The organism is Pseudomonas sp. RA_15y_Pfl1_P11 (assembly GCF_963970975.1).
Taxonomy (GTDB): domain Bacteria; phylum Pseudomonadota; class Gammaproteobacteria; order Pseudomonadales; family Pseudomonadaceae; genus Aquipseudomonas; species Aquipseudomonas tritici.
In genome coordinates, this window is sequence record NZ_CAXAOY010000003.1 from 1 (window position 1) to 11,661 (window position 11,661).

General features: G+C 59.3%; 15 protein-coding genes and 2 tRNA genes. 9 read left to right on the forward strand and 8 right to left on the reverse strand.

Translation table 11 applies throughout. From position 1 onward, the window contains the following. Window positions 1-157: 157 nt before the first annotated feature. Together AACY44_RS04050 and AACY44_RS04055 are read left to right on the forward strand one after the other, a co-directional pair. Window positions 158-1,051 (forward strand): hypothetical protein, encoded by an 894-nt coding sequence (locus tag AACY44_RS04050; protein WP_339437863.1) that lies wholly within the window; start codon window positions 158-160, stop codon window positions 1,049-1,051. Window positions 1,052-1,200: 149 nt separating this feature from the next. Continuing rightward, window positions 1,201-1,277: transfer RNA gene (locus AACY44_RS04055), tRNA-Pro, on the forward strand. Between the two features lie 122 nt (window positions 1,278-1,399). Here the strand turns inward: AACY44_RS04055 and AACY44_RS04060 are convergent. From AACY44_RS04060 to AACY44_RS04070, 3 genes are read right to left on the reverse strand one after another with little or no spacing between them, the layout of a single operon-like run. Continuing rightward, window positions 1,400-2,698 carry an NAD(P)/FAD-dependent oxidoreductase gene (locus tag AACY44_RS04060; protein ID WP_339417394.1) on the reverse strand — a complete coding sequence of 433 codons (1,299 nt, stop codon included), beginning with the start codon at window positions 2,696-2,698 and terminating at the stop codon, window positions 1,400-1,402. 60 nt (window positions 2,699-2,758) lie between these two features. Beyond that, window positions 2,759-2,932 carry a DUF3094 family protein gene (locus AACY44_RS04065; protein ID WP_339417395.1) on the reverse strand — a complete coding sequence of 58 codons (174 nt, stop codon included), beginning with the start codon at window positions 2,930-2,932 and terminating at the stop codon, window positions 2,759-2,761. A 54-nt stretch (window positions 2,933-2,986) separates the two neighbouring features. Then, window positions 2,987-3,616, reverse strand: a complete 630-nt coding sequence (locus AACY44_RS04070) for a DUF1780 domain-containing protein (RefSeq protein ID WP_339417397.1) — start codon at window positions 3,614-3,616, stop codon at window positions 2,987-2,989. Between the two features lie 103 nt (window positions 3,617-3,719). Between AACY44_RS04070 and AACY44_RS04075 the strand changes: the two genes are divergently transcribed. From AACY44_RS04075 to AACY44_RS04085, 3 genes are all read left to right on the forward strand, one after another. Then, window positions 3,720-4,187, forward strand: a complete 468-nt coding sequence (locus tag AACY44_RS04075; RefSeq protein ID WP_339529844.1) for an FAD/FMN-containing dehydrogenase — start codon at window positions 3,720-3,722, stop codon at window positions 4,185-4,187. Further along, window positions 4,184-4,873, forward strand: coding sequence for an energy-coupling factor ABC transporter permease (locus AACY44_RS04080; RefSeq protein WP_339417399.1), 690 nt, complete (start codon window positions 4,184-4,186; stop codon window positions 4,871-4,873). The genes AACY44_RS04075 and AACY44_RS04080 overlap by 4 nt, the downstream gene beginning before the upstream one ends. Before the next feature lie 74 nt (window positions 4,874-4,947). Then, window positions 4,948-5,163, forward strand: a complete 216-nt coding sequence (locus AACY44_RS04085; RefSeq protein ID WP_003171680.1) for a hypothetical protein — start codon at window positions 4,948-4,950, stop codon at window positions 5,161-5,163. Here AACY44_RS04085 and yacG read toward each other — a convergent pair. Genes yacG through AACY44_RS04105 form a run of 4 tightly spaced genes read right to left on the reverse strand, consistent with a single transcriptional unit; the run spans window position 5,160 to window position 8,048 of the window. Further along, complete coding sequence (yacG, locus tag AACY44_RS04090) at window positions 5,160-5,360, reverse strand: DNA gyrase inhibitor YacG (protein WP_003188437.1); 201 nt, start codon at window positions 5,358-5,360, stop codon at window positions 5,160-5,162. The two genes, AACY44_RS04085 and yacG, sit on opposite strands and share 4 nt — an antisense overlap. Further along, window positions 5,357-5,980, reverse strand: a complete 624-nt coding sequence (coaE, locus tag AACY44_RS04095) for a dephospho-CoA kinase (RefSeq protein ID WP_339417400.1) — start codon at window positions 5,978-5,980, stop codon at window positions 5,357-5,359. Before coaE ends, yacG begins: the two co-directional genes overlap by 4 nt. Continuing rightward, window positions 5,977-6,843, reverse strand: coding sequence for a prepilin peptidase (locus AACY44_RS04100; protein WP_339427178.1), 867 nt, complete (start codon window positions 6,841-6,843; stop codon window positions 5,977-5,979). The genes coaE and AACY44_RS04100 overlap by 4 nt, the downstream gene beginning before the upstream one ends. Next, a complete protein-coding gene (locus AACY44_RS04105; RefSeq protein WP_339417403.1) occupies window positions 6,840-8,048 on the reverse strand; it encodes a type II secretion system F family protein in 1,209 nt (402 codons plus the stop codon). Before AACY44_RS04105 ends, AACY44_RS04100 begins: the two co-directional genes overlap by 4 nt. A gap of 202 nt (window positions 8,049-8,250) precedes the next feature. On the opposite strand from AACY44_RS04105, the gene AACY44_RS04110 reads away from it, so the two are divergent. The 4 genes from AACY44_RS04110 (at window position 8,251) to AACY44_RS04125 (ending at window position 10,682) form a co-directional block, all read left to right on the forward strand. Continuing rightward, a complete protein-coding gene (locus AACY44_RS04110; protein WP_339417595.1) occupies window positions 8,251-8,664 on the forward strand; it encodes a pilin in 414 nt (137 codons plus the stop codon). A 35-nt stretch (window positions 8,665-8,699) separates the two neighbouring features. Continuing rightward, window positions 8,700-10,100 carry an O-antigen ligase family protein gene (locus AACY44_RS04115; RefSeq protein WP_339417405.1) on the forward strand — a complete coding sequence of 467 codons (1,401 nt, stop codon included), beginning with the start codon at window positions 8,700-8,702 and terminating at the stop codon, window positions 10,098-10,100. 48 nt (window positions 10,101-10,148) lie between these two features. Beyond that, window positions 10,149-10,221 (forward strand) — tRNA-Thr (locus AACY44_RS04120). Window positions 10,222-10,376: 155 nt separating this feature from the next. Beyond that, window positions 10,377-10,682, forward strand: coding sequence for a DUF6388 family protein (locus tag AACY44_RS04125; protein ID WP_339417407.1), 306 nt, complete (start codon window positions 10,377-10,379; stop codon window positions 10,680-10,682). Between the two features lie 67 nt (window positions 10,683-10,749). On the opposite strand, the gene nadC is transcribed toward AACY44_RS04125, so the two are convergent. Continuing rightward, window positions 10,750-11,598: a carboxylating nicotinate-nucleotide diphosphorylase gene (nadC, locus tag AACY44_RS04130; protein WP_339417409.1), complete on the reverse strand. Its 849-nt coding sequence runs from the start codon at window positions 11,596-11,598 to the stop codon at window positions 10,750-10,752. Window positions 11,599-11,661: the final 63 nt, after the last annotated feature.

Here is an 11,661-nt window from a genome sequence, read left to right on the forward strand (position 1 = left end):
GGAAAAAGCTGTACCCGCCGCCAGACCTGCCCTATCCCGACATCATCGAATGGTCCAAACCACTGCCACCGGAGCAATGGGCCAAGCGCTCCCCTGAGTTGGAAGAAGCCATCGCAAAACGTGAAGCGGAACTGGCCGTGCAACCCAAGGACCGCGCATGAGTACGCCACCGGCAGGCACCACGAAAAAACGGCTGTTTTTGCGCAATGACTATTTAGCGCCGTTGCCCATTCCCACCGGTGAAAAACCCTCGGATGTGCTCAACACTATTTGGCGAAAGAACGAGGTGTATCTCGATATCGGCAACTACAGCATCGGCTCGGCAGTGATGGTGATCTGGCCAGGGGTGATGTTGTTTTTATTAATGAGTTACATCACTCCTGACCCTCTAATGTGGGGCGGCGCGTTAATCATCATGGGCATCCCTATCTTCTTTGTGATTCAGGGACTGTTTCGCGATGTGCCATTGCCGGTGCGCTTTAATCGGCAACGCCGTGAGGTGTGCGTGCCACGAGAGGATGGCGAGTACTGGATTGTCCCCTGGGAAAGCGTGACGGCGGCGGCCACGCAGCAGTCGTCGGTGAGTCAGGCGGGTAAAGCTACTATGGGCTTATTGATCATTGGCTTTGAGAATCCTGACCCGCAGGCCAAGGACGATAACAAGCATTTTTACTTTGGCTTCAATTGTGGCGGTGGTACCACGGCCATGGCGTTGTGGGAGTGCACACGTAGCTACATGGAAATAGGGCCGGACGCCGTACCTGATAGCCGAGTAGGCATTGCCCCATATGAGAAAACGCAAATCGGATCGCTCGTCATCGATCTGCGTAAGGGCGACCTGATAGGTGTTGTATGGGGGATATTCTGCATTACGATTTTGGGAACCTATTTCGCGGAAAAATTGCAGAACTTTAAATTGTCTTACCCGCCTGATCTGCTTTACCCCGACATCATCGAATGGTCCAGGCCGCTACCACCCGAGCAATGGGCCAAGCGATCACCGGAGTTGGAGGACGCCATCGCAAAACGTGAAGCGGAACTGGCCTTGTAACCTAAGGACCGCGCATGAGTACAGCACAGGCAGGGCTAAAGAACAGGGTTGATCAAGTGAACTTCTACCCTTCTTTGCCGGACAGCACTTTCCTATATTTAAGATGGCGGTGATCGAAGAAGGCGACTGAAAGGTCGCCTTTTTATTACCGGGGTATAGCGCAGTCCGGTAGCGCGCCTGCTTTGGGAGCAGGATGTCAGGAGTTCGAATCCCCTTACCCCGACCATATTAAAAATCCTCGTGTCGAAAGATGCGGGGATTTTTTTTTGCGCGCATATCCTGACTCCGCGCAAAGTAAATGTGGGAGCGGGCTCCCACGTTTACCAGATCCCATCCGGGGTCGTGTTGTTAGTGCAATTTCAGGCGTGGCTCGGTGCCTCGGCCGATTTTGCTGCCCAGCATCAGCATCGCCGTACGGAAGAAACCGTACAGCGCCATCTGGTGCATCCGGTACAGCGACACGTAAAACATCCGCGCCAACCAGCCTTCCAGCATCACGCTGCCAGTGAGGTTACCCATCAAGTTGCCCACCGCCGAGAACCGCGATAGCGAAATCAGCGATCCATAGTCGGTGTACTTGTACGACGGCAGGTCCTTGCCTTCAATGCGCAGCTTCAGCGATTTTGCCAGCAGCGACGCCTGTTGGTGAGCCGCCTGGGCCCTTGGCGGTACGTTGCGGTCGGTGCCCGCTTGTGGGCAAGCAGCGCAGTCACCAAAGGCGAAGATGTTTTCGTCGCGTGTGGTTTGCAGCGTCGGCAACACTTGCAGCTGATTGATACGGTTGGTTTCCAGGCCGTCGATATCCTTGAGGAAACCTGGTGCGCGAATGCCAGCGGCCCACACCTTGAGGCTGGCTGGAATCACTTGGCCGCTGCTGGTGATCAGGGCGTCGGCCGTCACTTCACTGACCGCCGAGTTAGTCAGCACCGTCACTCCGAGCTTTTCCAGGGTTTTATGCACAGGCCCGCCGATACGCTCCGGCAGGGCAGGCAACACCCGTGGCCCGGCTTCGATCAGGGTGATGTGCATGTTTTCCGGCTTGATGCGGTCCAGGCCATAGGCGGCCAACTCATGGGCGGCGTTATGCAGCTCTGCGGCCAGTTCGACGCCGGTCGCACCGGCGCCGACGATGGCGACGCTGATTTTTTCCACCACATCGGTCTGCCCGGCATGGGCGCGCAGGTAATGGTTGAGCAATTGCTGGTGGAAGCGCTCGGCCTGCTTGCGGGTGTCGAGGAACAGGCAGTGTCGCGCTGCGCCTTCGGTGCCGAAGTCATTGGTGGTGCTGCCGACCGCGATCACCAGGCTGTCATAGCCGAGCACGCGTGCGGGCACCAGCTCACGGCCTTCTTCATCAAGCGTGGCGGCGAGCTGGATCTTCTTTTGTTCACGGTCAAGCCCGCTCATGCGCCCTAGTTGGAACTCGAAGTGGTTCCATTTGGCCTGGGCGACATAATTGAGTTCGTCCTCCGAAGAGTTCAGCGAACCTGCGGCCACTTCGTGCAGCAAGGGCTTCCAGATATGGGTCAGGTTGGCGTCCACCAGCGTGATGCTGGCGGTTCCACGCTTGCCCAGAGTCTTACCCAGGCGGGTAGCCAACTCCAGGCCGCCGGCGCCGCCGCCGACGATAATAATACGATGGGTCATGGGGATATCTCGCAAGGCTAAAAGAAATCTGAGCGGTTACCCCCGCGAGCGCCAGGCAGCTCATAGCGTCAGGTAACTCAAAAGGCGACTCAACAGGCCGAGGCCGATCACCACTACAAGCACCACACAGAGGAGCAGCCATGGCCGGAAAGGCTTGCGCTCGACTCGGTGTTGGGAGAGTTGCAGATACTCTTCGACATGCTGTTGGTCATCGGGGTTCAGGCGGCTGGTCATAAAGGCCTCGTCAGGTAGACGTTGCAAAAGGGCGCCACGTTACAGTCCGGGGGCTCAGAGGCTGATGCCCACGTCGAACACTATGCTGCGGCCCAGGTTGTTGCGCAAGAAATCCGGCGCGTCCGGGTGTGCGAACAGCACCCGTGCAAAGGTCGGCCCCACCAGTGACAGCGAGCGCCAGCCCTGGCGTAGGTATTCCGTCGGTGGCGGGAAGTGGCTGTTAAGGTCGAGCACTTCGCGCTTGAGACTGGAGAAAGCGACGATATCCAGCTCCCCCAGGTCCATGCCGCGCTCTTTATAGTTGTGGGCCTTTTTGCGCAGCGTGGGCGCCAGGCGCATTAAAAACTCATGGGCCGGAATGCGTCGCGGCTTGGCTTCACGTCGTACCAGTTGGCTCAGGGAGAAAGCGCTGCGGCGGCGCAGCAACTCGTCACGCCATTCGTCGTTCAGGCGACGGCCTTCATCCAGTACAAAAAACACTTCGAAACTGGCGTCGCGAAACAGCACGTCCGGCGGTTCTTGCCCCGCGGCGTGAAACTCTTCAGTCCGGTAGGGCACGTTCAAGCCTTGCAGCAGGCGCTGGCACACCCAACGCTCACGCTCCCACTTGCGGGCATTGGACAGGAAAGCGTTGGCTTGTTCGGCCGCCACGGTGAGCAGACGCAAGTAATCTGAGTCATCCATAGCTAGCAGCTTAGCGCTCAAATCATGACCGCAGGAAGTCCCGCTGTAAAAGCTCGGTGTAGACTGGCCACTCGATCGTCAAATCGAACTTTAGGAGTGCGTAGTGAAGTTTTTAGTGTTGCTGATGCTCAGCCTTTTTCCCGTGTGGTCCCAGGCCATTGAAGTGGGTGAGCGCCTGGCGCCCTGGACGTTGCTGGATCAATTCGACCAGCCCTACACCCTGAATGACCAGGCGCAGATCTTGCTGGTGGCGCGCAGCATGGACGCCGCCAAATGGGTGGATGCGGCATTGCGAGGGCAGCCCAAGGGGTATCTGGAGGCAAGGCGCGGGGTGTTTGTCGCCGATATCCAGCGCATGCCCCGACTGATCGCCAAACTGTTCGCAGTGCCGGCCATGCAGTCCTATAACTACCGGGTCATGCTGGACCGTGACGCGCGCATCGCGCCGCGTTATCCGGGCCCTGTGGATAAGGTGCTGTGGCTGCAACTGGATAACGGCAAGCTGGTCGCGCAACGCGAATACAGCTCTGGCGCTGAGCTGCGCCAAGCCCTGGAGCAGGTGAAGCCGTGATCAGTGCGGCCGTGTTGGCGCCGCAAACCCTTGGCATCGGCTGGCTGTTGTACGCGCCGGTGGTGCTGTGGGCAATCTTGCGTTCGCCATGGGTCGAGTTGTTTGCCGACCGCAGACGTCAGCATTTGCTGTTTGGCACGGTGTTCGCGTTGTTCATGCTGTGGCTGGTACGGCGGGATTTCGATACCGGTGTGTCTTACCACTTTATCGGCATGACTGCCGTCACCCTGCTGCTGGATTGGCCACTGGCGATCGTCGGCGGCTTTGCTGCCCAGGTGAGCCTGATGTTGTTGGGGCGCCAGGACCTGGCCGCCCTTGGTGTCAACGGCTTGCTGCTTATCGGGCTGCCAGTGCTGGTTACCGAGGGCTGCGCATTGCTGGTCGAGCGTGCGCAGCCGCGCAATCCCTTTGTGTATATTTTCTGCTCCGGCTTTTTTGCCGCCGCACTGTCGGCGTTGCTCTGCCTGTTGTTCGGGCTTGGGCTGTTGTGGTTCGACGGTCTTTTTGCCATGCCGGAATGGCTGGAGGATTTCGTCGGTTATCTGTGGTTGATCATCTTTCCAGAGGCCTTTATCAACGGCATGGTCATCAGCGCGTTGGTGGTGTTTTGCCCGGAATGGCTGGAGACCTTCAACCGTACTCGCTACCTCTCGGCGCCCTGGAAGGACGACGACTCACAGCGTTGACCCAGATCAAATCCCGCCTAGCCGAGCAGGCCCATGCTCTGCGAAATTGTCCTAGGCAAGGCGGGAGCACGATCATGAGTGTGTACGAGTGGGCACGGCAGGAGTTGCGCAGAAGCCAGGATGCGGCACAGGAAATCGGTTTTGACCCAGGCTTGACCCTGCGTGCCATGCTCAGTGCGGTGGTGCAGCAGAGCAAGGGGGTGCGCAGCTTTGAAGACCTGGCCGACGAGCTGCAATACCTTGCAGAGAACCTCGACGACCAGCAGGAATATGCCTTTATGCGCCCTTAATGGCGCGGCGGCAGGTCTTCGGAAAACAGCTCGTCTTCTGCATCCGGAGCCACCGGGATTTTGTGTTCCTCGGCCGCCCAGGCGCCGAGGTCGATGAGCTTGCAACGGTCCGAGCAGAACGGCCGGTTGAGGTTGGTCGCTTTCCATTCCACGGGTGCGCCGCAGGTTGGGCAATCGACGGTCAAGGGTTGGCTCATGTTCGGCCTCCACGCAAAGTAAGGTAAAAGTGGTGCAGTCGCTCGACCTCGCTGTGCAGCCAGGCGAGGTCCTTGTCGTTGACCAGTATGTCATCGGCATGGTTCAGGCGGTCTTCACGGCTTGACTGCGCCTTGAGGATTGCCTGTACCTGTTGTTCGGTGATGCCGTCGCGCTGCAGGGTACGCTGAATCTGCAGCGATTGCGGCACGTCGATCACCAGGATGCGTTGGGTCATGCTGTTCTGGCCTGACTCAACCAGCAGCGGCGATACCAGGATTGCGTAAGGCGACTGCGCGCGCGCCAGGTGGTTGCGAATCTCCTCGCCAATCAACGGGTGTAGCAAGGCTTCGAGCCAGCGGCGCTCTTCGGGTACTTCAAAGATCAGCTTGCGCAATGCAGCGCGGTCCAACTGGCCGTCAGGCTGCAGCACGCCGGCACCAAAGTGCTCGGCGATGCGCGCCAGTGCCGGCCGGCCAGGCTCGACCACCCAGCGGGCGGCGTGGTCGGCGTCCACCAGGTCAATACCCAGGTTAATAAAGTGTTGGGCGGCGGCGCTTTTGCCGCTGCCGATGCCGCCGGTGAGGCCGAGAATCCAGGGTGCTGCAACAGAAGTGGTCATCTGAAACCGACAGACTGCAAATAGAAGTCGGTTATTTGACCACCCCAGAGCAATGCAATCCAGCCGGCAATTGCCAGATACGGACCAAACGGCATGGGCGCCGATGCCTGGGTCTTGCGCAGACGCATCAGGATCAAGCCTACGCACACCCCAAGCAGGGACGACATCAACAGCGTCATCGGCAGGATCTGCCAGCCACCCCAGGCGCCGAGCAGCGCCAGTAACTTGAAGTCGCCGTGCCCCATGCCGTCCTTGCCAGTGACCAACTTGAACAGCCAGAACACGCTCCATAGGCTCATATACCCGATCACCGCGCCCAACAGGGCGTCCGGCAATGTCGTCAACAGGCCCAACCCGTTGACGATCAGACCCAGCCATAACAACGGCATGACCAGTACATCGGGCAACAGTTGATGGTCTGCATCGATCAGGCTCATCGCCAACAATCCCCAACTCAGCACCATCACCGCTCCCGCCTGCCAGCCAAAGCCGAAATGCCAGGCCACCCAGGCCGAGATCAGCCCGCACGCCAGTTCTGTAAGTGGATAGCGGGCGCTGATCGCGCCCTGGCACTGGGCGCAACGGCCTCTGAGAAGCAGATAACTGAGTAGCGGGATGTTTTCCCAGGGACGTATCGGATGATTGCAGTGCGGACAGCAGGAATTGGGATGCATCAAATTGTAAGTCGGCCCGGCAGGCTCAGCGGGCAAACCGAGCACTTCATGGGCTTGGGCGCGCCATTCACGCTCGAGCATTTTCGGCAGGCGCCACACCACCACATTGAGAAAACTGCCAATCACCAGCCCCAATACCAATGCCATCACGACAAAAGCCAATGGGTGTTCACCCAGCAGCAGGCTCAAAAGGCGCTCCCCAACTGGAAGACCGGCAGGTACATGGCGATCACCAGCGCGCCAACGATACCCCCCAATACCACCATGATCAGCGGTTCCATAAGGTTGGTGAGGTTGTCGACCAAGTTGTCCACATCGGCCTCGTAATGGCTGGCGACCTTTTCCAGCATGCAGTCCAGTGTGCCCGACTCTTCGCCGATGGCCGTCATCTGGATCGCCATTGCGGGAAACAGTCCGCTGGCGACCATGGATTGATTCAGTTGCATGCCAGTGGATACATCGTGTCGCATATGTTCGATTGCCTGTTTGAACGGTCCTGAACCTGCAGCACCAGCCACCGATTCCAGTGCCTGCACCAACGGAACGCCGGCGGCAAAGGTGGTGGAAAGCGTGCGGGCATAGCGAGCCACGGCTGATTTGCTCAGCAGTTTGCCTGCCAGAGGCATTTTCAACAAACCGGTGTCCAGCCATAGACGAAAAGCAGGCAAGGCACGATAGGCGTGGCGCAATCCCAGAGCTCCCGCAAGAGCGCCCAGCGCCATGATCCACCAGGCTTTCTGGATGAACTCGGACAGAGCGATAACCTGCAAGGTAAAACCGGGCAGCTTGCCGTCGACCCCGGCAAACAGGTTCTGGAACTGCGGTACGACGTGGATCAATAGAACGCCGGTGACAACGCTGGCCACCACCAGCACGGCGATCGGGTAGGTCATGGCCTTTTTGATCCTGGCCTTTAATTGCTCGTTCTTTTCCCGATGTATTGCCACGCGCTCCAGCAGTGTTTCCAGTGCCCCGGCCTGTTCACCGGCCGCCACCAGGTTGCAATACAGCTCATCGAAATAGCGCGGTTGTTTGCGCAACGCTTCGGCCAGGCTGGAGCCGGCGGCGATCGCCTGTTTCAACCCTTGCACCTGCTCACGCACAGCTCGGTTGTCGAAGCCTTCGCCGATGATGTCGAAGGCTTGCAGAAGAGGAATGCCGGCCTTCAGCAGTGTGGCCAGCTGGCGAGTGAGTAGGGTGATGTCCGTCGATTTGACCGACGGTGCCAAGCTGGGCAACACGGCAGATTGCTTGCGCACCAAGCCTGGGCTGATGCCTTGCCGGCGCAACTGAGCCTTGACCAAGGCGGGGTTGTGCCCTGCGGTTTGCCCGGACACCTTACGTCCTTTACGGTTGATGCCTTCCCAGGCGTACAGCGTTGAAGCGTTATCCATGACAGGGTTCCGCAGAGAGGTCGTCGAAGATTTATAGCTTAGTCAGGTGACGGATTCGGGCAGGCTGGCAGCGCAGTATAAAATGTCAGAATGTGCGTCCAGTGCGCGATTGAGCGCTTGCGGATGAGTACACTGGCGCCGCTGCACAACACGGGGCGCAGGAAGCGCCTTGTCATGAGTTCTATTCTGGAGAATGAAAGTGATGCGTCAGAAAGGTTTTACTTTGATCGAGTTGTTGATCGTCGTGGCAATCATCGGCATCTTGGCCACCATCGGCCTGCCCATGTACACCACCCACCAGGCCAAGGCCAAGTTCACCGCCGGGTTGGCTGAAATCACCGCGTTGAAGCCTGGGTATGAAGACACCCTCAACCAAGGCACCGTACCCACGCTGGCGTTGATCGGTGGCGTCAGCCCAACCGCCAATTGCAAGATCGATGTGGCAGGGGATGTGGCGACGGGCGCGGGTTCCATCAGTTGCGAAATACTCGACGCTCCCGCGCCAGTACTGGGCAAAACCATCAGCCTGACGCGCAACGCCACCACTGGTTGGAAATGCACCACCACCGCTGACGCGAAATATATCGCCAAGGGCTGCGGCGCCGACGGTGCATAACTGCTAAACCCTCCACAGGGAAGTTGAGGTGGCCGATGTATTTATCCGTACAGCAGCGTGGCAGTATTTTTCTGGTAGCAGTGGTGTGTCTGCTGGTTGTCGGAATTTGTGCACCGTTCAGTGGGCATGACTTACAGCGGGCGATGCAGATTGCCATCGGGGCTTGTGCGGTGCTGTATGGGCTGTTGGTCGCCCCCGTTGAACGGTTGGTAGACCGGCCTACCGCCCTGGGCCTGGCGCTGATTATTGGGCTGGGCCTGGTGTCATCGACGCTGGCCCACCAGACGCTCTGGGCACTGGCCGAAGTGGCTTTATTTGTCAGCTGCGGTGCGATTGCCGTGGCATTTGCCTTGCTGCGTCGCCAGGGCGGTGAGCCTTTGGATCGCGCCTTGATCCTGGTGGTGGTGCTGCTGTGCCTGATCAAGTCGATTCAATACGTGTATGCGGGCGCACTCGCGTTCGCCAGCGCCGAGCGGACGCTGGACCCTGACTTGCTGCTCTCTGGCTTTTCCAACAAGCGATTCTACGGCCAGTTCCAGACGTTCACCCTGCCATTGCTGGCGCTTCCCTTGTTGATCCCGACTCTCTCGCGCTCGCTCAAAGTTGCGGTGTTTGCGTTGCTGTGCGTGTGGTGGCTGATCGCAATGGGTGGCGGCACACGCGGCACCTGGCTTGGCATGGGCGCGGCGGGTGTGGTATTGGCGGTGTTGGGGCCATGGGGTCGGCGCTGGCTGGGGTGGCAGCTGGCCGCAGTGCTTGGCGGGCTGTTGCTGTACTGGCTGGTGTTTACGGTGTTAGCGGATTACCTGGGGATCGAACTCGCCAGTAGCGCCAGCGATCGCCTCACCCTCTCGTTGTCGGGACGCGGGCCGATCTGGTGGCAGGGATGGCACATGCTCACCGAGCGGCCAGGGCTGGGTTTCGGGCCTATGCATTTTGCCGATATCACCAACAGGATTGCCGCTCACCCCCACCAGGCCATCCTGCAATGGGCCAGTGAATGGGGTGTGCCATCGGCTCTGTGCGTCGCGGTGTTGGCGTGGCGAGGCGGCTGGGCCACATTCGGTATATTGCGTGAGCGCGCGCTGAGCGCCGAGCGTGCGGACCTGCTGCGGCTATGCCTGTTTGCATCGGTGGTTGGCGCGTTGGTGCAGTCCATGGTCGATGGCGTGATTGTGATGCCCAACTCCCAGGTTTGGCTGGCGCTGGTGGTGGGCTGGTTGATGGCGCTGCATGTGTGGCGAACGCCGCCGACCGCTGAGCTGCCATTGGCCCGGAGTGCTTGGAAAACGCTCAGTGTGCTGGCCGTTGGTCTGTTGATTTTTATTGTCGCGCGCGATGTACCTCACATCAAGCAAGCGCAGCAGCAGTACCTGGACGGCCATGACACCTTCCTGCAACCGCGCTTCTGGGCCCAAGGTGTGATTGCCCGTTGACGCCGGTAAGTTGCCGGACTTCCGATGCAGTGCTAGCTTTAGCCCACCGCCCGTGTAGCTCAGCCGGTAGAGCAGCGCACTCGTAACGCGAAGGTCGCAGGTTCGATTCCTGTCTCGGGCAAAAAGGCAACAAAGGCAGCAAAGGCAGCACGTTTTCAGTTGATCCCAGAATGGTTCTGAAGGCCAGACGAGCCGGCATTCGCGCCCGCTCATTTGTATCTGCGCAAACCTTGATGACCCAGATGCATCCCCATTCCTCGATCTAAGAGAACACACATGACCACGACTGAAATGACCCAGGAAGCTCGGCACGAAGAAGCACTCAAGAAATACCTTGAGGACACGCCGCAGCTTAAAGAAGAAATCAAGGACCTGAGCGCCGATGATCAGCGCGATCAGATTCAGTGGGCATTCGAGGACGAGGCCGAGAGCCAAGGCCTTCAGCCTTGGGAGCTGACCCTCAAGTACACCTCGACACCGGAAGAATTCGAAGCGGCACGGCTGGTCTTGCACAAAGAGGCGGCCGAGGTGCTGGGTGTCGATTGGGAAGAGTACTGCGAGATGAATAACTTGGTGGTCTGAGCGTGTAGTGAGCGGGCTTGCCCCGCGCGGGGCAAGCCCGCTCACTACACAAGCATTTCTGAGTGTTTTAGATACTCAGCCGCATCGACAAATCCACCGCCTTCACATCCTTGGTCATGGCGCCGATTGAGATGTAGTCCACCCCGGTCTCTGCGATAGGCAGCAGGGTGCTTTCGTTGATCCCGCCGCTGGCCTCCAGCTTCGCCTTTCCGCCGTTCAGGCGCACGGCTTCACGCATATCGTCCAGGCTCAACTCATCGAGCATGATGATATCCGCGCCCGCTGCCAGGGCTTCGCGCAGTTCATGCAGGCTTTCCACTTCGACTTCCACCGGCTTGCCGGGTGCGATCTTGTGGGCGGCCGTGATCGCCTGGGCAATGCCCCCGCAGGCGGCGATATGATTTTCCTTGATCAGGAACGCGTCATATAAACCGATACGGTGGTTGTGGCAGCCGCCGCAGGTTACCGCGTACTTCTGCGCCAGGCGTAGGCCCGGCAGCGTTTTGCGGGTATCGAGCAGCTTGACCTGGGTACTGGCGACAAAATCTGCCAGGAATTGGGCGCGGGTCGCGACCCCGGACAGCAACTGCAGAAAATTCAACGCGCTACGTTCGCCGCTGAGCAGCGAGCGTGCCGGACCTTCCAGGTGGAACAGCGCTTGGTTGGGGCTGACGCGTTCACCGTCGGCGACCTGCCAGTGCACGGCGACCCGCGGGTCCAACTGACGGAATACCGAGTCGACCCAAGCCGTACCCGCGATAACAGCGGCGTCGCGCGTGATGATGGTGGCGGTGGCCAGTCGTTCGGCCGGGATCAACTGCGCAGTGATGTCGCCGCTGCCGATGTCTTCCAGCAGTGCGCGGCGCACGTTGGCTTCGATTTCGGCGGTGAGTTCGGCAAGACGGAGATTCGGCATAACAGGCTCCACAAACAAAGTGCCCCGATTATAGGGGCAGTGCGCGTTTGAACCCAGGCTCAC

What these genes read in the sequence shown, in the direction of transcription:
- AACY44_RS04065 (WP_339417395.1), bottom strand. Translation starts at nt 2,932, where the DNA reads ATGACCAGCCGCCTGAACCCCGATGACCAACAGCATGTCGAAGAGTAT.
- AACY44_RS04060 (WP_339417394.1), bottom strand. Translation starts at nt 2,698, where the DNA reads ATGACCCATCGTATTATTATCGTCGGCGGCGGCGCCGGCGGCCTGGAG.
- AACY44_RS04125 (WP_339417407.1), top strand. Translation starts at nt 10,377, where the DNA reads ATGACCACGACTGAAATGACCCAGGAAGCTCGGCACGAAGAAGCACTC.
- AACY44_RS04050 (WP_339437863.1), top strand. Translation starts at nt 158, where the DNA reads ATGAGTACGCCACCGGCAGGCACCACGAAAAAACGGCTGTTTTTGCGC.
- yacG (WP_003188437.1), bottom strand. Translation starts at nt 5,360, where the DNA reads ATGAGCCAACCCTTGACCGTCGATTGCCCAACCTGCGGCGCACCCGTG.
- AACY44_RS04105 (WP_339417403.1), bottom strand. Translation starts at nt 8,048, where the DNA reads ATGGATAACGCTTCAACGCTGTACGCCTGGGAAGGCATCAACCGTAAA.
- AACY44_RS04085 (WP_003171680.1), top strand. Translation starts at nt 4,948, where the DNA reads ATGAGTGTGTACGAGTGGGCACGGCAGGAGTTGCGCAGAAGCCAGGAT.
- AACY44_RS04070 (WP_339417397.1), bottom strand. Translation starts at nt 3,616, where the DNA reads ATGGATGACTCAGATTACTTGCGTCTGCTCACCGTGGCGGCCGAACAA.
- AACY44_RS04110 (WP_339417595.1), top strand. Translation starts at nt 8,251, where the DNA reads ATGCGTCAGAAAGGTTTTACTTTGATCGAGTTGTTGATCGTCGTGGCA.
- AACY44_RS04115 (WP_339417405.1), top strand. Translation starts at nt 8,700, where the DNA reads ATGTATTTATCCGTACAGCAGCGTGGCAGTATTTTTCTGGTAGCAGTG.
- coaE (WP_339417400.1), bottom strand. Translation starts at nt 5,980, where the DNA reads ATGACCACTTCTGTTGCAGCACCCTGGATTCTCGGCCTCACCGGCGGC.
- nadC (WP_339417409.1), bottom strand. Translation starts at nt 11,598, where the DNA reads ATGCCGAATCTCCGTCTTGCCGAACTCACCGCCGAAATCGAAGCCAAC.